The following is an 18,124-nucleotide window of genomic DNA, read 5'->3' as shown; positions in this document are numbered from 1 at the left end:
GAGCGCTCAGGCGCGACGAGGGGGAAACGGTGTTCAGACCCGGACATGTGGAAATCAGCCGGCTGCTGACCGATGTGCGGCCCGGCTATCGCCTGACTCTTGACTATCACGTCGAAGGCGCTGAGCCGAGACCGGAGTGGGCCTGCTTTCATCTCTGCGTCGAAGCCGGCCAGATGCATATTGACGAGCGCTTCCGGATGCACCGGGATGTCGCCTGCAACTTCCTGCAACGGGTAAGGCAGTGCCTGCGCGCGCATGGCGTACAGGTCAGGCAGGATATCCTGTTCGGCTTTCATGGCCTGTATGACCCGCTGTATGCGGATCTGCGCGAGCAGCTGCATCTGCAGCCCGGCGAGGCGGTCGATCTCGACCGCTTCCTGCGCGAAGGCTGAGTGGCGTCAGTTGCGGTCGGCGATCACGCCGATGAGGAAGAAGATCAGCAGCAGCACCGGCGCCAGGCTGTAGTTGTTCAGGTGCGCCAGGCCCTGGGTCATCCACGGCGTGAGAAAGACGATGGCCAGGCCGTAGCCGACCGCGCAGACGAGCACGAAGATCAGCGTGCGGAAAAAGAAATTCAGGCTGCTGACCGCGCCCTTTACCCAGGTATTGATTGCCGGCCCGAACAGCACGAAGAGGGTCGCCATCAGTGCCAGGGAAATATCGGACAGGTGGCTGCGGCTCCAGCGCGACAGCGTGACGATCAGGTCGAGTAGCAAATCCATCCAGGGTCCTTAAGGCAGGAAGCTCTGTAGCAGGTCGTTGAGAAACAGCTGGCCCTTCGGTGTTGCCACCAGGCGCGCCGGGTCAGCCGAGAGCAGGCCGCGTGCTTCGGCATCGCGCCGTGGCTTGGCAAGCACATCCAGCGCCAGTCCGGTGCGCTGAGTGAACAGCATGGCCGGTACGCCGTCGGTGAGGCGCAGCACATTCATCAGGAATTCGAAGGGCAGCTCGTCCGCTGTCAGCTGTTTTTCGCCTGCGCGGAAGGCCTTGGCCGGATCGAGGTAGTCCTTCGGCAGGCGGGTCTTCCAGCTGCGCAGGATGCGGCCGTCGGCATGGCTGAGCTTGGCATGGGCGCCGGCACCGATGCCGAGGAAGTCGCCGAAGGTCCAGTAGTTCAGGTTGTGCCGCGCCTGTCCCCCGGGCTGGGCGTAGGCCGAGGTCTCGTATTGGCGATAGCCGTGCTCGCCGAGCAGTGCCTGGCCGGCTTCCTGGATGTCCCAGAGGATGTCGTCTTCGGGCAGCTGCGGTGGCTGGCTCCAGAACACCGTGTTCGGCTCCAGCGTCAGCTGGTACCAGGACAGGTGCGTCGGTTGCTGGGCGATGGCGATGCGCAGGTCGCTCAACGCATCTTCCAGGCTCTGGTCCGGCAGACCGTGCATGAGGTCCAGGTTGAAGTTTTCGAAGCCTGCGGCGCGGGCCATGTCGGCGGCGCGAATCGCTTCGTCGCCATCGTGGATGCGCCCCAGCGCCTTGAGCTTGTCGGCCTGGAAACTCTGCACGCCGATGGACAGCCGGTTGATGCCGAGCTGGCGGTAGTCGCGGAATTTGGCCTGCTCGAACGTCCCCGGGTTGGCCTCCAGGGTGATCTCGATGTCCTCGGCAAAGCCGACCAGCCGCTCCAGCCCGTCGACGATCTCCGCCAGTGCCTTGGCGGAAAACAGGCTTGGCGTACCGCCGCCGAAGAAGATCGAACTTAGCCGGCGTCCCTGGACGTGCTCGAGATCCGCGCGAAGATCGGCCAGCAGCGCGGCCACATAGGCCTCTTCTGGCAGCTCAGGGCCGGCTGCGTGGGAGTTGAAGTCACAGTACGGGCACTTGCGCACGCACCAGGGGATATGGACGTACGCCGCCAGGGGCGGCAGTTCGAAGCGGCCCTGGCCGGTTGCCGGCGCGGGGCTTGCGGCGATCATATCCCCAGCCGCTGCTTGAGCAGGGCCATGGCGCGTGCGCGGTGGCTGAGCTGGTTCTTCTGCGCGGCGGGTAACTCGGCGCTGGAGCAGTTGCACTCCGGCACCCAGAACAGTGGGTCGTAGCCGAAGCCGTGCTCGCCACGCGGCGCATGCAGGATGCGGCCGTGCCAGAGGCCTTCGCAGATGATCGGCAGCGGATCGTCGGCATGCCGCACCAGCGCCAGGGCGCAGACGAACTGCGCGCCGCGCTCGGCATCCGGCACGTCGCGCAGCACCTGCAGCAGCTTGGCATTGTTGGCTGCGTCGCCCTGGCCATCGGCATAGCGCGCCGAGTAGATGCCCGGTGCGCCGCCCAGGGCGTCGACCGCCAGGCCTGAGTCATCGGCCAGCGCCGGCAGGCCGGAGATCCGTGCCGCATTGCGCGCCTTGAGAATGGCGTTCTCAATGAACGACAGGCCGGTCTCTTCCGGCTCCACACTGCTGAACTCGGCCACCGAGCGTACGCGCACGGTGTCGCCGAGCATGGCCTGGAGTTCCTTGAGTTTGCCGGCATTGTGGCTGGCCAGCACCAGTTCGGAAAAAGGCATCATCGGTCGGGGAAGAATTCCTGGGTGAACTCGAAGCTGAACGGCTCGGCGCCGGTCGGCTGTACGGTGAGGGCAAAACGCAGGGTTTCCTGCGAGTCGAAGGGGAACTGCGCGAGGTAATAGATCGCCTCGTCGCCTTCCTTGAGTTGCTTGAAGCCCAGCGCGCGATCCTGTCCGAGCAGGTTCTTCACTACACCGCTGACCTGCGCCGCGACCGGCTTGCCGCCCTTGATCACCGAGACGTTGACCACGCCCTGGGTCTTGCTGCGCGTGAGTCCGGCGGCGGCGGCAATGTCCGGCTGCAGGAAGCCCGAATTGAAGGCGCTGTAGTGGATGTCGTATTCGCCGACGCTGTGCTTGCGCTCGGCCAGCGCCGGCAATGTGAGGAGTGCGGCCAACAGGCCGATCAGGACGCGTTTCATATGCTTACCTCCAGCGTTGAACCGCTCAGCGGGACGGCCCGGTGACGCGGTAGATGCCGATTTCACCCAGCAGATTCGGCCATAGTCGACTGGCCCAGCCATGCCTGTGATCGCGGTCGACGGCCAGACGTTCGAGTACCCTGGCACCGCTTTCCAGACACAGCCGCTCGAAATCCTCGAACGTGCAGAAGTGAATGTTCGGCGTGTTGTACCAAGTGTAGGGGAGGAACTCCGACACCGGCATGCGGCCTTTGCTCGCAAGGTACCAGCGGCAACGCCAATGGCCGAAGTTGGGGAAGGTGATGATGCACTGGCGGCCGACGCGCAGCATTTCCTTCAACAGCTGGTCGGGGTAATGCACGGCCTGCAGCGCCTGGGTCATCACCACCATGTCGAAGCTGTCGCTGGCGAAGTTGCCCAGGCCCAGGTCGAGGTTCTGCTCGATGACGTTGACGCCCTTGTCGATGCAGGCGGCGATGTTGTCCGGGTCGATTTCCAGGCCGTAGCCGCTGACCTGCTTGTGGTCACGCAGCCAGGCCAGCAGCTCGCCATTGCCGCAGCCGAGGTCGAGAACTCGGCTGCCGGCCGGAATCCACTCTTGGATGATGTCCAGATCGGCGCGCATCTTCGTTCCTTATACGGCTATGCGGTTCATGTAACCGCGGAAGGCTTGCAGGTAGCGGGGGTTGGGGATCAGGAAGGCGTCATGGCCCTGCGGCGCATCGATCTCCAGGTAGCAGACGTCCTTGCGCGCGGCGAGCAGCGCGTCGACGATTTCCCGCGAGCGTTCCGGCGAGAAGCGCCAGTCGGTGGTGAAGGACATCACGCAGAAGCGTGCCTGGGCGGCCTCGAAGGTCTTGGCCAGATCGTCATCATGGGCTGCGGCCGGGTCGAAGTAGTCCAGCGCCTTGGTCATCAGCAGGTAGGTGTTGGCGTCGAAACGCCCGGAAAATTCCTCGCCCTGATAACGCAGGTAGCTTTCGACCTGGAATTCCACGCTGTTGAAGTCGTAGTTCAGTTTCTCGCTCTTCAGTCCGCGGCCGAACTTGGTGCCCATGGCGTCATCGGACAGGTAGGTGATGTGCCCGACCATGCGCGCCAGCATCAGTCCGCGCTTGGGGATCACGCCCATCTCCTGGAAGTGCCCGCCGTGGAACTCGGGGTCAGAGAGGATCGCCTGGCGCGCGACCTCGTTGAAGGCGATGTTCTGTGCAGACAGCCTGGGCGCCGAGGCGATGGCCAGGCAGTGACGCACCCGCTCGGGATAGCTGATGGTCCACTGCAGGGCCTGCATGCCGCCCAGGCTGCCGCCGACCACCGCGGCCCACTGGGCGATGCCGAGACGGTCGGCAAGCAGTGCCTGGCTGTGCACCCAGTCCTCCACCGTGACCACCGGGAAGTCGGCGCCGTAGGGCTTGCCGCTGGCCGGATTGGTGCTGCTGGGACCGGTGGAGCCGTTGCAGCCGCCCAGATTGTTCAGGCTGACGACGAAGAAGCGCTCGGTATCGATGGCCTTGCCCGGACCGATGCACGAGTCCCACCAGCCAGGCTTGCGGTCGTCCACGCTGTGGTAGCCGGCCGCATGGTGGTGGCCGGACAGCGCATGGCAGATCAGCACGGCATTGCTGCGGGCGGCGTTCAGTTCGCCGTAGGTTTCGTAGATCAGCTGGTAGTCGGCCAGCGTGCGGCCGCAGGCGAGTGTCAGTGGTTCGGCAAAATGCGCGACCTGCGGACTCACCAGGCCAACGGAATCGGCGGGAATTGCAGTGGGCATCGACCCTGGCTCTTGCTTGAGGAAGGCGGCAAAGTCTAAAGGTAAGCGCGGCGCAATTCATCCTGAAATGCAACAGCGAGCGGGGCTCTCGCCATTTCCTCGCTGGCTGCGACGAAATGGCGGGAGCTTTAGCTGATCTGCGCGTTGGTCAGGCTGACGACCTTGCCCTGCCGCCGTAGCGGCGCCGGTCGGCGCAACGCACGGAGCATTTCCGTGGCCTGCGCCAGTTGTTGCTCCAGTTCGCCGCTGTAGCGCGTCAGCAGCTGGCCGCGCTGGCTGTTCTGCTGGCTTTCGCTGGCCAGCGACTTGAGCTTCAGGATGTGGGTTTCCAGCTGTTGCTTGTGTTCGAGCGAGTACTGCAGCAGTGGCATCAGGGCCTCGCCAGCCCACTGTTCGGCCTCCTGGCGCAAACGCTGGTGCAGACCGATGACTTCCTGGACCAGGGTGGCGAAAAAGCGCCGGGTCAGGGTGCGCTGCTCGGTGAGCAGGGTCTTGAGTTGCAGGCGGAACTGATCGGCCTTGGTTTGCAGGGTACGCAGCTCGCGCTGGTAAGGCTGCAACTGGAACAGAGGCGGGTCGATGCCGTGCAACGGATTTTCTTCGTTGTGCCGACGATAGATGGCCGAGACCATCTTGTTGGCACGTTCGGCCTCCTGCTCGAGGATTCCCAGGTCCTGCTCCACGGAGCGGAAGAAGTGCAGGATCGCCAGGTTGATGCCCAGCGTGGTCAGGCTGCCGGTCAGGCTGCGGCGCAGGCGGGTCAGATGCTCTTCGAGGCGCTCGGCACGTATCGCCGTACGCAACAGGTCCCCCTGACGTTGCAGCAGGCGCTGGTTGGTCTTCAGATCGAGCAGGCGCTTGTGGTGACGATTATGGTCGTGGCGGGTGCGCGCGGTGAGCTCGAGCAGCATCTGCCCGCTGCCCATCTGATGGCTGGCGAGCAGGTCGCGCTGCTCGATGACCTTTTCCAGGCGCAGGCGGAGCGTGTGCTGGCTGTTCTGCAGCAAGGCCAGCACCTGATGCACGACCTGTTCCTCGAGCAGCTGTTCCTTGTGCGTCAGGATTCGCTGGCTGAGCAGGCGTTCCAGCTGCTCCAGCTGGCTGCGCTCGAGCAGTGCCTGGTCGCCGCGGATCTTGGCCATCAGCGCCTGCTTGGCCGACAGCGGCATCACGTCAGCCGGGTCGATGCCCAGCTGCTGCGCGGTGCTCTGGCGGATCTGCTCGATGGCGTTCTGCACGAAGTCTTCGCCGGCGACGTCGTCCCAGAGCACGTCGATCTTGTTCAGCACGGCGAAAAGACTGTTCTGCGTGTCTTCGTCGAGCTGACGGATGTGCTGCTGCCAGATCTGCATGTCGCTGGCGGTGACACCGGCGTCAGCCGACAGCAGGAATATGATCGCCTGGGCATTGGGCAGCATCGACAGGGTGAGTTCCGGCTCGCTGCCCAGCGCATTGAGTCCGGGGGTATCGAGAATGCGCAGGCCCTGACGCAGCAGCGGGTGATCGAAGTTGACCATTGCATGTCGCCAGGCCGGCACCCGTACATGATCGCTGCCGTCTGCGCTTTCCAGGGTGGCGGGGTCGAAGCCGAGCTGGATCGCCTGCTCAGCCGGCATGGCCTTGGTCAGTGCGACCTGGGCAAAGGCTTCGGCCATGTTGTCCGGGTCCTGCGGGTCGAGGGGAAGGTGCAGCCACAATCGCGGGGTCCGCTTGAGTTGGGCGATGCTGGTGTCTTCCAGGCGCGACTCGATGGGCAGGAGGCGGATATAGGAGCGCTCCGAACGTGGGTCGAAGAACAGCTCGGTGGGGCACATGGTGGTGCGTCCGGCGCGCGAAGGCAGGATGCGTTGGCCGTAGTTGGAAAAGAATAGGCTGTTGATCAGCTCGGTCTTGCCGCGCGAGTACTCGCCGACGAAAGCCAGTGTGATGTGGTCGGTACGCAGGACCCGCAAGGCGCGTTCCAGGCGGGCATCGACCGCTTCGCTGTTGAGCCGGTTGTGTGCCAGCCAGCTGCGGTAGCGGGTGATCTCGCGAATCAGGTCGCGCTTCCAGGCGACGTAGGCATCCACTTGTCGATCGAGTCGTTCCATGCTCATCCAGCTCCTGGACGTATGTCCGGCGATTATCGGGCCCGCCGGCATGACGTCAATTCAGTCGGAGCCTGCTACGCCGGACGGGCGAGCAGGGCGCACGAACGGTCATCGCAGGGCTCGAAGGCGTGTCGATGTACTCGTTCACATCCCCGCATTCAGCAGGCGAGGCAGGATGGAAACAACCGAGCGAATGGAGTCTACGTGCAGCCAGGCGGCAAGCCGAGGCGCATTTCCGCCCCCGCTGCCGCTTTGACAGCAAATCTTGAACGGCGTCTCAGATGAGCATGCGCAGGATGTTCGGCATGTGGGTCATCGTCGCCAGGTTGTTCACCACCAGCATGTCCAGCAGCTTGATCGCTAGGAAGGCGAAGATCGGCGAAATATCCAGACCGCCGAGGTTCGGCAGCAGGCGGCGGAATGGCATCAGCACCGGTTCGCAGATCTGGCTGACCAGCTGAGCGCCGGGGTTGTGGCTGCCCGGTGCGACCCAGGAGAGGATCACGCTGATGATCAGCGCCCAGAAGAAGATGTTGAGGAACAGCCCGGTGATGCCCACCAGCGCCCAGACCAGGAGCAGCAGCGGATTGCCGGTGGTGCCGTAGGCGATCAGCAGGATCAGCGCCATCAGCACCATTTGCACGATGATCGCGAGGACCAGCGAGGACAGGTCCAGCGAGCCCATGCTAGGAATGATTCGGCGCATCGGGCGCAGCAGAGGGTGGGTGGCCTTGACGATGAACTGGCTGAGCGGGTTGTAGAAGTCGGCGCGTACCAGCTGAAGGATGAAGCGCAGCAGCACGATCAGCAGATAGAGGCTGCCCAGGGTCTGGATGACGAGAATCAGTGCTTGCGAGAGTTGGGACATGAATGCTCCTTATTGACCCAGTTGTTCGGCCAGCTCGGCCGAGCGCTGTGCGGCCGCGTTCAACGCCTGCTGCACAAGCTGTTCGAAGCCGCCCGCCTGGAAGGCTTTGATCGCCGCTTCGGTGGTTCCGTTCGGCGAGGTGACGCGACGCCGCAGTTCGGCGGCATCGACATCGCTCTCGCAGGCCATGCGCGCGGCGCCCAGCGCGGTCTGCAGGGTGAGCTGGGCGGCGGTTTCGCGAGGCAGGCCGAGCTGCTGGCCGGCCGCCGTCATCGCCTCGATCAGCAGGAAGAAATAGGCCGGACCACTGCCGGAAACGGCGGTCACCGCATCGATCAGGTGCTCCTCGTCGAGCCACAGCGCCATGCCGACGGCCGACAGCAGCTGTTCGGCCTGCCGCTTCTGCTCGGCACTGACCTGGGCGTTGGCGAACAGCCCGCTGACGCCCTGGCGCAGCAGCGCGGGGGTGTTGGGCATGCAGCGCACGATCGCCTGCGGTCGCGGGCCGAGCCAGCGCTGCAGGCTGTCGCAGCTGATGCCGGCGGCGATGGACACGATCAGCGGCCCATGTTCGAGGTGGGCGACCAGGTCGCGGCAGACGGCCTGCATGACCTGCGGCTTGACCGACAGCACCACCACATCGGCGCCAGCCAGTGCTTCGGCATTCTGCGCGAAGGTCTGGATACCGTGTTCGGCGCTGGTCTTCGCGCGCTGTTCGGCACCGGGGTCGCTGGCGCGGATGGCGTCGGCGGGGAAGCCCTGGGCGCGCAGGCCGCCGATCAGGCTGGCGGCCATGTTGCCGGCGCCGATGAAGGCGATGCGGGGAGTGGTCATAGCAATTCCTTTATTGAGGGCGGCCGTAGTCACGAGCGCCGAAGAGAGCGGTGCCGATGCGAACCCAGGTCGCACCTTCGGCAATGGCCGCTTCGAGATCCTGGCTCATGCCCATGGACAGCGTATCCAGGTCCAGTGCCAGCTCGTCGCGCAACAGCCGCAGGCGGGCGAAGGCAGCGCGCTGCTCGGCAGGGTTCTCAGTGGGTGCCGGGATGCACATCAGGCCGCGCAGACGCAGCTGAGGCATCGCAGCGACGGCCTCGGCCAGCGGCCCCAACTCCTGTGGAGTACAACCCGATTTGCTGGCCTCGCCACTGACATTGACCTGCAGGCAGACGTTCAGCGGCGGCAGCGTGGCGGGGCGCTGGTCGGACAAGCGCTGGGCGATCTTCAAGCGGTCCACCGAATGCACCCAGTCGAAGTGCTCGGCGATGGCTTTGGTCTTGTTCGACTGGATGGGACCGATGAAATGCCAGATCAATGGCAGGTCGTCCAGTTCGACCCGTTTATCCAGCGCTTCCTGCAGATAGTTCTCGCCGAAATCGCGCAGACCGGCAGCGAACGCCTCGCGAATGGCGGCGGCTGGCTGGGTCTTGCTCACGGCCAGCAGGCCGACCGTGGCAGCGTCGCGATGCACAGCTTGCGCCGCCTCACGGATGCGCGCTGCGACCTTTGCAATATTCTTCTCTATCGTGGACATTACTTGCGCCCGCTGCCTTGGGGTCTGCGCGGCATTCTACCTGCTTGCTTGTAATTGGGGAGTCCCATGGATATCACAGAACTGCTGGCCTTCAGCGCCAAGCAGGGTGCGTCGGATTTGCACCTTTCCGCCGGCCTGCCGCCGATGATCCGCGTCGATGGCGACGTGCGGCGCATCAACCTGCCGGCCATGGACCACAAGCAGGTGCATGCGCTGATCTACGACATCATGAACGACAAGCAGCGCAAGGATTACGAGGAATTCCTCGAAACCGACTTCTCGTTCGAGGTGCCGGGCGTGGCGCGTTTCCGCGTCAACGCGTTCAATCAGAACCGCGGCTCGGGCGCGGTATTCCGGACCATTCCTTCCAAGGTGCTGACCATGGAAGACCTGAACATGGGCGAGGTCTTCCGCAAGATCACCGACGTGCCGCGCGGGTTGGTGCTGGTCACCGGGCCGACCGGTTCGGGTAAGTCGACTACCCTGGCGGCGATGCTCGACTATCTAAACAACACCAAATACCACCATATCCTTACCATCGAAGACCCCATCGAATTCGTTCACGAATCGAAGAAATGTCTGGTCAACCAGCGCGAGGTACACCGCGATACCCTCGGCTTCTCCGAAGCCCTACGCTCGGCCCTGCGTGAAGACCCGGACATCATCCTGGTGGGCGAGATGCGGGACCTGGAAACCATCCGCCTGGCGCTGACGGCCGCGGAAACCGGTCACCTGGTGTTCGGCACCCTGCACACCACCTCGGCCGCCAAGACCATCGACCGTGTGGTCGACGTGTTCCCGGCCGAAGAGAAGTCCATGGTCCGTTCGATGCTCTCCGAATCCCTGCAGGCTGTGATCTCGCAGACGCTGCTGAAGAAGGTTGGCGGCGGTCGCGTGGCGGCCCACGAGATCATGATCGGTACGCCGGCGATCCGTAACCTGATCCGCGAGGACAAGGTGGCGCAGATGTACTCGGCGATCCAGACCGGCGGTTCGCTGGGCATGCAGACCCTGGACATGTGCCTCAAGGGGCTGCTGGCCAAGGGCCTGATCAGCCGCGACAGCGCGCGCGAGAAGGCCAAGCAGCCAGAGAATTTCTAGAACGCCTGACAACCCCGGACGCCGCTCGGTGCGGCGCTTGCCACGATTGCGAGTATGACGATGGAATTCGAGAAACTTCTGCGCCTGATGGTGGAAAAGGGCGGCTCCGATCTGTTCATCACGGCGGGCGTGCCGCCGTCGATGAAGGTCAACGGCAAGATCATGCCGGTGAGCAAGACCGCCATGTCACCGGAGATGACCCGGGAAACCGTGCACGGCGTGATGAACGAGCAGCAGCGTCGCGAGTTCACCGAAAATCACGAATGCAACTTCGCCATCAGTGCCCGTGGGATCGGTCGCTTCCGTGTCAGTGCGTTCTATCAGCGCAACCTGGCCGGCATGGTGCTGCGTCGCATTGAGACCAACATTCCGACAATCGAAGAGCTGAAGCTGCCTGACGTTCTCAAGAAGCTGTCGATGACCAAGCGTGGTCTGGTGCTGTTCGTCGGCGCCACCGGCACTGGCAAGTCGACCTCGCTGGCCTCGATGATCGGCTACCGCAACAAGAACTCCAGCGGCCACATCATCTCCATCGAAGACCCGATCGAATTCATCCACCAGCATCAGAACTGCATCGTTACCCAGCGCGAAGTCGGCATCGATACCAGCTCTTTCGAGGTGGCACTGAAGAACACGCTGCGCCAGGCGCCGGACGTGATTCTCATCGGCGAGATTCGTACCCGCGAGACAATGGACTATGCCGTAGCGTTCGCCGAAACCGGACACCTGTGCCTGGCCACGCTGCACGCCAACAACGCCAACCAGGCGCTGGACCGCATCATCAACTTCTTCCCACCGGATCGGCACAACCAGGTCTGGATGGATCTATCGCTCAACCTCAAGGCCATCGTCGCCCAGCAGCTGGTGCCGACCCCGGACGGCAAGGGTCGTCGTGCGGTGATCGAGGTGCTGATCAACACCCCGCTGGCCGCGGACCTTATCCGCAAGGGCGAGGTGCATGAACTCAAGTCGCTGATGAAGCGCTCCACCGAGCTGGGTATGCAGACCTTCGACCAGGCGCTGTACAACCTCTATGTGCAGGGCGAGATCACCTACGAAGATGCGCTGTTGCACGCCGACTCGGCCAACGACCTGCGACTGTTGATCAAGCTGGGTTCGGAAACCGACGGTGAGCACCTGACCACTGTTTCGCAGGGGTTGAGTCTGGAGGTCAGCGACGACGATCCGGGTCGGCGCTTCCGTTAATCGACCTTAGCCCGGTCGCCGGCCGATGCGCTTGCCATGCCGGCCAGCCACGCGCTCGGCCTGGCCGTCACGCTGCGCACCGGCGCGTGCGCGGCTCATCAACTCGGGGATCAGCATGCCTTCGGGGAGGTTCTTCCAGAACCGCACCGGCAGGTTGCTTTCCATCACGCTGCGGTTCAGTCGGGCCGGGTTGAAGGTGCTTTCATAATACGCTTTCCAGAGTTCTCCTCCGGGATCGGCAGCGTTCTGCGCCAGCTGCTGCCACTGTGGTGGGCAGGGTCGGGTGTAGTACAGCTCCTGGCCATCCCAGCAAACACCTTCTTCCGGTGTCGCGATCATCCAGCTGTTCTCACCCATGCGCTCGGCGAAATGCCCTGCCGCCCATGGCAGCACGTCGTGCGCCGGCTCGAACCAAGCCACATGCCGCGGCCCATCGCCGCTCTCCAGCGGGCTGAAGCGCAGGAAGGCATGCAGATGGTGCGCCTCCCGCCGAACCGCCTTGATCCGGCTATGCAGCTCGCTGCCGTCGGCATCGCCTGCCATTCTGGCGCTGGCGTCACCTTGGGCAACCCGCCAGAGCACGCGATACAGCAGGCTCCAGCGCTGATCGGTGCGAAAGCGGGCGGCCATCTCCAGTTCTTCGAGCAGCTGGCGGGGGACCCGAATGCGCGGCCCGTCCGTGGCCGCTGACGCGGACATTGGCTCATCGAACAAGCCGGCGTCACCGCCGCTTGCCCAGTTCAATTCATGCGGCGCGATCCGCTCCTGCAGCAGCGCCCGCGCCACGTCTCGCCAGTCCTGGAAGCTGCCGTCGAAGTGCACCGTGCGCATCACCAGAGCGCCATCTGCGTCGGCGTGCCATCGCGCAGGTGCTGCCGCAATGCCGCCGATTCCTGCCCGGCGAGGCTGGGTCGATAGTCCTGGGTGACGATGAACGGCTTGGCCTTCTCCAGCGAGCAGCGCAGGCGGGTCAGGTCCTCGAAACGGATGCGCTTGTGTCGCCGCAGGTCCACCAGGCGCTTGGCACTGAGCACGCCGATGCCGGGAACGCGGGCGATCATGGTCGGTTCGGCACGGTTGAGATCGATCGGGAAATGTTCCCGGTTAGCCAACGCCCAGGCCAGCTTCGGGTCCACATCGAGGGCCAGGTTGCCGGGCCCGCTGAGCAATTCGCCGGCCGAGAAGCCGTAGCCGCGCATGAGAAAGTCCGCCTGGTACAGCCGATGCTCGCGCAACAGGGGCGGCGCGGCGAACGGTACGGTCTTCGGACTGTGCGGGATGGGGCTGAACGCCGAGTAATAGACGCGCCGCAAGCGGTAGTCGCCATAGAGGGACTGCGCGGTATGCAGAATGGTGCGGTCGTCGGTGTCATCGGCGCCGACGATCATCTGCGTGCTCTGCCCGGCAGGCGCGAAGCGCGGCGCGCGCTTCTCCGTACTCGCCTCGGCCTCGCCCTGGTGAATGGTGTGCATGGCCTGCTTGATCGTCAGCACCTGCTTCTCCGGCGCCAGGCGGATCAGACTGGTCTCGGTCGGCAGTTCGATGTTAACGCTGAGCCGATCAGCGTAGCGGCCGGCCTCTGCGACCAGCAATGGGTCGGCATCGGGAATCGTCTTCAGGTGAATGTAGCCGCGAAACTCGTGCTCGTCGCGCAGCAGTCTGGCGACGCGCACCAGCTGCTCCATGGTGTAGTCGGCCGAGCGGATGATGCCTGAGCTGAGGAACAGGCCGCTGATGCAGTTGCGTCGGTAGAAATCCAGCGTCAGCTCGACCACCTCCTCCGGCGTGAAGCGCGCGCGCGGCACGTCGCTGGAGCGTCGATTGACGCAATATTGGCAGTCGTACAGGCAGAAGTTGGTCAACAGAATCTTCAACAGCGACACGCACCGACCGTCCGGGGTGAAGCTGTGGCAGATGCCCATGCCGTTGGTGGCGCCAAGCCCGCGCTTACCTTTGGAGGAGCGCTTCGGCGCGCCGCTGCTGGCGCACGACACGTCGTACTTGGCGGCGTCGGCGAGTACGCTGAGTTTGTCGATCAGCTGCATGATCCGGCTCGTGATACTGTTTGCATATACAGTATCACGGCGAATCGAACCGGCAAGAGCCATCTGGCGGGGCTCTTCGATGCGCTTATCGGATAAGCTGGAGACCACTCATCAATCGCAAATCGAGGTTCGGATGCAGCAGAACACTCACAGCACGCTGATCGGCTATCTCCTATGGATCTTCGGCTTTCTCGGCTCCCATCGCTTTTACTATGGCAAGCCGATCACCGGCACCATCTGGTTCTTCACCCTTGGGCTGTTCTTCATCGGCTGGATCATCGACCTGTTCCTGATCCCGTCGATGGATCGTGAAGCGGATCTACGCTTTCAGCCGGGGCCTATCGATTACACGGTGGGCTGGATCCTGCTGACCTTCCTGGGCGTCTTCGGCGTGCACCGCATGTACCAAGGCAAGTGGATCACCGGCATCCTCTACCTGTTCACCGGCGGGCTGTTCTTCATCGGCGTGCTCTATGACTTCTGGACGCTGAACACACAGATATCGGAGCGTAATCGCGCGCGGGTCTGACGCCGGCCGAGAAGCTACGGGCCGGGGCGAGCGAGCCGCCGCCCCGGCCACCGGCGTTCAGGCCTGGTAGCTGATGTGGCCGTCGACGAGCGTGTAGCGCACCGAGCCCGGCAGGCAGTGGCCCATGAATGGGCAGTTGCGGCCTTTCGAGTACCAGCTTTCGCCGACCAGGGTCGAGCGGTGCGGATCGAACAACACCAGGTCGGCGGCCTGACCGGCCTGCAGCGTGCCGGTTGACAGCTGCAGCGCGGCGGCGGGGCCGCTGCTGAGGCGCGCCAGCAGGGTCGGCAGGTCGAGCAGGCCATCGTCCACCAGTGTCATCGCCAGCGGCAGGAGTATCTCCGCGCTGCTGATGCCTGCTTCGGTCTCGCCGAACGGTGCCAGTTTGGCATCGGCTTCGTGCGGTTGATGGTGGCTCGAAATCGCCGAGATCACGCCCGCCCTGACCGCCTCGCGCAGGCCATCGCGATCCGCCGCGCTGCGCAGCGGCGGCTGCACGTGGTACAGGCTGGAGAAGCCGTGCAACGCTTCGTCGGTGAGTATCAGCTGATACATTGCCACGTCGGCCGTGACCGGCAACCCGCGGGCCTGGGCCTGGGCGATCATCTCCGCGCCACGCGCGCTGGTCAGCTGGGCGAAGTGCGCGCGCACACCGGAACGCTCCACCAATAGCAGGTTGCGCGCCAGCGCCACGGTTTCCGCGGTCTCGGGAATGCCGGAGAGGCCGAGGAAACTCGCGGCCGCGCCTTCATGAGCGAGGCCGCCTTCGGCGAGGTCGCTGTCCTGGGAATGGAGGATCACCGTCAGATCGAAGGTGGCGGCGTACTCCAGGGCGCGGCGCAGGTTGCGGTTGCTGGCGAATTCGGTGAGGCCGTTGCCGAAGGCGACGCAGCCGGCTTCACGCAATGCGACCAGTTCGGACAGCTGTTCCCCGGCCAGGCCGCGGGTCAGCGCGCCGATGGGAAAAACCTTGGCGTGCCCCGATTCGCGGGCGCGGTCGAGGATCAGTTCGGCCACCGCCGCGGTATCCAGTATCGGGCGTGTCTGCGGCGGGCAACACAGGCTGGTGGTTCCGCCGGCTGCGGCGGCCAGGGTCTCGCTGGCGATGCTGCCCTTGCGGCTGTAGCCGGGTTCACGCAGTGCCACGGACAGATCGACCAGTCCCGGGGCGGCAATCAGCCCCTGCGCATCGATGCTGCGCTGGGCCTCGAAGCCGGCTGGCGCCTGGCCGATGGCCGTGATCCTGCCGTCCTGCAGGAAGATATCGGCGACTTCGTCGCGCCCGCTGCTGGGGTCGATAACGCGCGCGCCGAGGATTCTTGTTGCCACCATCACTGCTGCTCCTCGGAAACGGACTCGGAATCGATCTGACGCTGCGCGGTCTGGCCGCTCATCGCCATGGACAGCACGGCCATGCGGATGGCGATGCCGTAGGTAACCTGATTGAGAATGACCGACTGCGCCCCGTCGGCCACCGCGGACTCGATCTCCACGCCGCGGTTGATCGGCCCTGGGTGCATGACGATGGCATCCGGCTTGGCCAGTTCAAGACGTTGAGTGTTCAGGCCGTAGAGTTTGTAGAACTCGCCTTCGCTGGGCAGTAGGCCGCCCTGCATGCGCTCGCGCTGCAGGCGCAGCATGATCACCACGTCGACATCGCGCATCCCTTCGTTCATATCGGTGAATACGCGTACGCCGTACTGCTCGATGCCCTCGGGCAGCAGGGTTTTCGGCGCGATCACGCGGATATCGGGGCAGCCCAAGGTGCGCAGGGCCAGCATGTTCGAGCGGGCCACCCGCGAATGCAGGATGTCGCCGACGATGGCCACCGAGAGGTTCTCGAAACCGCCCTTGTGTCGGCGAATGGTGAGCATGTCGAGCATGCCCTGGGTCGGGTGGGCATGGCGCCCATCGCCGCCATTGATCACCGCCACCTCGGGGCAGACATGTTCGGCGATGAAATGCGCGGCCCCGGAATCGGCATGGCGCACCACGAACATGTCCGCGGCCATGGCCTCGAGATTGCGCAGGGTATCGGTCAGGGTCTCGCCCTTGCTGGTCGAGGAGGTGGAGACGTTGAGCGTAATAACGTCCGCCGAGAGTCGCTGTGCCGCCAGTTCGAACGTGGTGCGGGTACGCGTGGAATTCTCGAAGAACACGTTGCAGACGGTCTTGCCGCGCAGCAGCGGGACCTTTTTCACCGCCCGTGCGCCGACCTCGAGGAAGGAGTCGGCAGTGTCCAGGATCTCGGTGAGCAGCTCGCGGGGCAGGCCGTCGAGGGAGAGAAAGTGGCGCAGCTGGCCTTGGTCGTTCAGCTGTAGCGGGCGCTTGGCGTCAGTGGGCGTCATCGCAGGTCTCGGTGGGCGGCGGGTGATGGACGATGGGTTCGGCAGGCTCGCTCAGGACGGGTGGGCTTCCAGCAGCTGAGGTTCCAGTGCCAGCGGCGCTGGCCCGAGCAGCTTGATGCGCTGTTCCGGTGCCAGCGACAGGGTGGCACCGACCACGTCGGGGCGGATCGGCAGTTCGCGGGCGTTGAGGTCGAGCAGGCAGACGAGCGTCACGCTGGCCGGCCGTCCGTAGTCGAACAGCTCGTTCAGTGCGGCGCGGATGGTGCGGCCGGTCATCAGTACGTCATCGACCACCACCAGATGCTGGCCTTCGATCTCGAACGGCAGCTCGGAGGGCTGTACCTGCGGGTGTAGGCCTTTCTGGGTGAAGTCGTCGCGATAGAAGGACACGTCGAGGATGCCGAGCGGTTCGTGCTGCCCGCGGGCTTCGAGTAGCGCCTGGGCGACCCAGACGCCGCCGGTACGAATGCCGATGAAGCGCGGCTCCTGAATGTTGCGTTCGCTCAGATGCTGCGCCAATGCGGCGACCATCTCGGGTAGAAGCTGTTCGGGGTTGGGCAGGATCATGGGGTCTCCTTCAGGGCCGGCTCAGACGGCGGCGTGATCGTTCAGCCAGCCTTCCAGCAGTAGTGCGGCGGCCAGGGCGTCGACCGGGCGTTCACGATAGCCGCCGTGCTGGCCCTGACGCAGGCGCTCGCCCTTGGCTTCGAATGTGGTCAGGCGTTCGTCGTGGGTGTGCACCGGCAGGCTGCAGCGACCGCTGAGGCGTCGGGCGAACTTCTCCGCCCGAGCACTCATGTCGCTGGGACTGCCGTCCATGTTCAGTGGCAGGCCGACCACCAGTGCGTCGGGCTGCCATTCGCGTAGCAGTGCTTCGATCTGCTGCCAGTCTGGCACACCGTTCTGTGCCTTGAGTACGCAGAGCTCGCGCGCCTGTCCGGTGATGGCCTGGCCAACGGCCACGCCGATCTGCTTGGTGCCGTAGTCGAACCCGAGCAGCAGTCGCGGGGCGCTCATGCGTGGCCGACCTGGGTGCTGAGCAGGCGCAGATCGACCCCAAGGGACGCAGCGGCTGCGTTCAGGCGCTGATCGTAAGGCAGGTCGAACAGAATCTCCGGATCGGCGGCACAGCTCAGCCAGGTATTGTCTGCCAGCTCCGCTTCCAGCTGACCGGCCTCCCACCCTGCATAACCCAGGGCGACGAAGTGGCGCTGAGGTCCCTGGCCGTCGGCAATCGCGAAGAGCACGTCCTGTGATGTCGACATGCCAAGCGGGCCGAGCGAAAGGGTGGCCTGGAACTGCTGCTCCGGCGAATGCAGGACGAAGCCGCGATCGGTCTGTACCGGGCCGCCAGAAAAGATCGGCAGGTTTTCACACAGGGGGGGAATTGGCTCGTCCGGGCGTAGCTGTTCTAGTACGTCGGCCAGGCTCAGTCCGCTTGGGCGGTTGATGATCAGGCCCATGGCGCCTTCTGCGCCGTGCTCGATCAGGTAGATCAGCGTCTGGGCGAAGTTCGGATCGGCCATCTGTGGCATGGCGATCAGGAAGTGGTGCTTGAGGTAGCTGGGCGCGGTGCTTTTCATGCGCGTTAGCTTAAGCGTTGCACCGAATTCCGGCTACAGCTTCGATGGTTGCCAAGCGTGGCGATTCGCCCCTGTTGCAGGGCTGCGGCAAGCTCCGAACGGGACGCATCGGTGCTTGACGAGGCCT

General features: G+C 64.4%; 21 protein-coding genes. 4 read left to right on the top strand and 17 right to left on the bottom strand.

What is annotated here, in order from left to right:
- Nucleotides 1-29 precede the first annotated feature (29 nt).
- On the top strand, nt 30-392 hold the full coding sequence (locus HZR81_RS02465) for a DUF5064 family protein (RefSeq protein ID WP_500127226.1): 363 nt from the start codon (nt 30-32) through the stop codon (nt 390-392).
- 6 nt (nt 393-398) lie between these two features.
- Here the strand turns inward: HZR81_RS02465 and HZR81_RS02460 are convergent, their stop codons facing one another.
- The 10 genes from HZR81_RS02460 to HZR81_RS02415 form a co-directional block, all read right to left on the bottom strand.
- Nucleotides 399-722, bottom strand: a complete 324-nt coding sequence (locus HZR81_RS02460) for a DUF3392 domain-containing protein (protein WP_003303164.1) — start codon at nt 720-722, stop codon at nt 399-401.
- Between the two features lie 9 nt (nt 723-731).
- Complete coding sequence (gene hemW, locus HZR81_RS02455) at nt 732-1,910, bottom strand: radical SAM family heme chaperone HemW (protein WP_500127225.1); 1,179 nt, start codon at nt 1,908-1,910, stop codon at nt 732-734.
- Nucleotides 1,907-2,500: an RdgB/HAM1 family non-canonical purine NTP pyrophosphatase gene (gene rdgB, locus HZR81_RS02450; RefSeq protein ID WP_500127224.1), complete on the bottom strand. Its 594-nt coding sequence runs from the start codon at nt 2,498-2,500 to the stop codon at nt 1,907-1,909. Before rdgB ends, hemW begins: the two co-directional genes overlap by 4 nt.
- Nucleotides 2,497-2,919 (bottom strand): DUF4426 domain-containing protein, encoded by a 423-nt coding sequence (locus HZR81_RS02445; RefSeq protein ID WP_102838907.1) that lies wholly within the window; start codon nt 2,917-2,919, stop codon nt 2,497-2,499. Before HZR81_RS02445 ends, rdgB begins: the two co-directional genes overlap by 4 nt.
- 25 nt (nt 2,920-2,944) lie before the next feature.
- Nucleotides 2,945-3,544: a methionine biosynthesis protein MetW gene (gene metW, locus HZR81_RS02440; RefSeq protein WP_017245442.1), complete on the bottom strand. Its 600-nt coding sequence runs from the start codon at nt 3,542-3,544 to the stop codon at nt 2,945-2,947.
- A gap of 9 nt (nt 3,545-3,553) precedes the next feature.
- Nucleotides 3,554-4,693, bottom strand: coding sequence for a homoserine O-succinyltransferase MetX (metX, locus tag HZR81_RS02435; protein WP_500127223.1), 1,140 nt, complete (start codon nt 4,691-4,693; stop codon nt 3,554-3,556).
- A 128-nt stretch (nt 4,694-4,821) separates the two neighbouring features.
- Entirely contained in the window at nt 4,822-6,789 is a 1,968-nt protein-coding gene (locus HZR81_RS02430) for a dynamin family protein (RefSeq protein WP_133455380.1), read from the bottom strand.
- A 271-nt stretch (nt 6,790-7,060) separates the two neighbouring features.
- Nucleotides 7,061-7,651 carry a YggT family protein gene (locus HZR81_RS02425; RefSeq protein WP_017245439.1) on the bottom strand — a complete coding sequence of 197 codons (591 nt, stop codon included), beginning with the start codon at nt 7,649-7,651 and terminating at the stop codon, nt 7,061-7,063.
- Nucleotides 7,652-7,660: 9 nt separating this feature from the next.
- Nucleotides 7,661-8,485 carry a pyrroline-5-carboxylate reductase gene (proC, locus tag HZR81_RS02420; protein WP_500127222.1) on the bottom strand — a complete coding sequence of 275 codons (825 nt, stop codon included), beginning with the start codon at nt 8,483-8,485 and terminating at the stop codon, nt 7,661-7,663.
- Nucleotides 8,486-8,495: 10 nt separating this feature from the next.
- Nucleotides 8,496-9,185, bottom strand: a complete 690-nt coding sequence (locus tag HZR81_RS02415) for a YggS family pyridoxal phosphate-dependent enzyme (RefSeq protein WP_500127221.1) — start codon at nt 9,183-9,185, stop codon at nt 8,496-8,498.
- 66 nt (nt 9,186-9,251) lie between these two features.
- Between HZR81_RS02415 and pilT the strand changes: the two genes are divergently transcribed.
- Together pilT and HZR81_RS02405 are read left to right on the top strand one after the other, a co-directional pair.
- Nucleotides 9,252-10,286, top strand: coding sequence for a type IV pilus twitching motility protein PilT (gene pilT / locus HZR81_RS02410; protein WP_017245436.1), 1,035 nt, complete (start codon nt 9,252-9,254; stop codon nt 10,284-10,286).
- 60 nt (nt 10,287-10,346) lie between these two features.
- Nucleotides 10,347-11,492, top strand: a complete 1,146-nt coding sequence (locus tag HZR81_RS02405; RefSeq protein WP_026006585.1) for a PilT/PilU family type 4a pilus ATPase — start codon at nt 10,347-10,349, stop codon at nt 11,490-11,492.
- 6 nt (nt 11,493-11,498) lie between these two features.
- On the opposite strand, the gene HZR81_RS02400 is transcribed toward HZR81_RS02405, so the two are convergent.
- A complete protein-coding gene (locus HZR81_RS02400) occupies nt 11,499-12,323 on the bottom strand; it encodes a TIGR03915 family putative DNA repair protein (protein WP_500127220.1) in 825 nt (274 codons plus the stop codon).
- Entirely contained in the window at nt 12,323-13,537 is a 1,215-nt protein-coding gene (locus tag HZR81_RS02395; RefSeq protein WP_200597338.1) for a putative DNA modification/repair radical SAM protein, read from the bottom strand. The genes HZR81_RS02400 and HZR81_RS02395 overlap by 1 nt, the downstream gene beginning before the upstream one ends.
- A 133-nt stretch (nt 13,538-13,670) precedes the next feature.
- Here HZR81_RS02395 and HZR81_RS02390 point away from each other — a divergent pair, with 133 nt between their 5' ends.
- Nucleotides 13,671-14,066, top strand: coding sequence for an NINE protein (locus tag HZR81_RS02390; protein WP_017245432.1), 396 nt, complete (start codon nt 13,671-13,673; stop codon nt 14,064-14,066).
- Nucleotides 14,067-14,123: 57 nt separating this feature from the next.
- Here the strand turns inward: HZR81_RS02390 and HZR81_RS02385 are convergent, their stop codons facing one another.
- The 5 genes from HZR81_RS02385 to HZR81_RS02365 are packed head-to-tail and all read right to left on the bottom strand — an operon-like array spanning nt 14,124 to nt 17,997.
- The gene (locus HZR81_RS02385) at nt 14,124-15,398 is read right to left on the bottom strand and encodes a dihydroorotase (protein ID WP_500127219.1); all 1,275 of its coding nucleotides are present in this window, start codon (nt 15,396-15,398) and stop codon (nt 14,124-14,126) included.
- Nucleotides 15,398-16,414 (bottom strand): aspartate carbamoyltransferase catalytic subunit, encoded by a 1,017-nt coding sequence (locus HZR81_RS02380; RefSeq protein ID WP_017245430.1) that lies wholly within the window; start codon nt 16,412-16,414, stop codon nt 15,398-15,400. The genes HZR81_RS02385 and HZR81_RS02380 overlap by 1 nt, the downstream gene beginning before the upstream one ends.
- Before the next feature lie 51 nt (nt 16,415-16,465).
- Nucleotides 16,466-16,981: a bifunctional pyr operon transcriptional regulator/uracil phosphoribosyltransferase PyrR gene (pyrR, locus tag HZR81_RS02375; protein ID WP_110778831.1), complete on the bottom strand. Its 516-nt coding sequence runs from the start codon at nt 16,979-16,981 to the stop codon at nt 16,466-16,468.
- 21 nt (nt 16,982-17,002) lie between these two features.
- Nucleotides 17,003-17,431, bottom strand: a complete 429-nt coding sequence (ruvX, locus tag HZR81_RS02370) for a Holliday junction resolvase RuvX (protein ID WP_500127218.1) — start codon at nt 17,429-17,431, stop codon at nt 17,003-17,005.
- Entirely contained in the window at nt 17,428-17,997 is a 570-nt protein-coding gene (locus HZR81_RS02365; protein WP_152481924.1) for a YqgE/AlgH family protein, read from the bottom strand. The genes ruvX and HZR81_RS02365 overlap by 4 nt, the downstream gene beginning before the upstream one ends.
- Between the last annotated feature and the right edge of the window lie 127 nt (nt 17,998-18,124).

The sequence above is a fragment of the Pseudomonas sp. LM13 genome (assembly GCF_041381355.1).
GTDB classification, from domain to species: domain Bacteria; phylum Pseudomonadota; class Gammaproteobacteria; order Pseudomonadales; family Pseudomonadaceae; genus Stutzerimonas; species Stutzerimonas frequens.
This window is presented reverse-complemented; position numbering and strand designations above follow the sequence as displayed.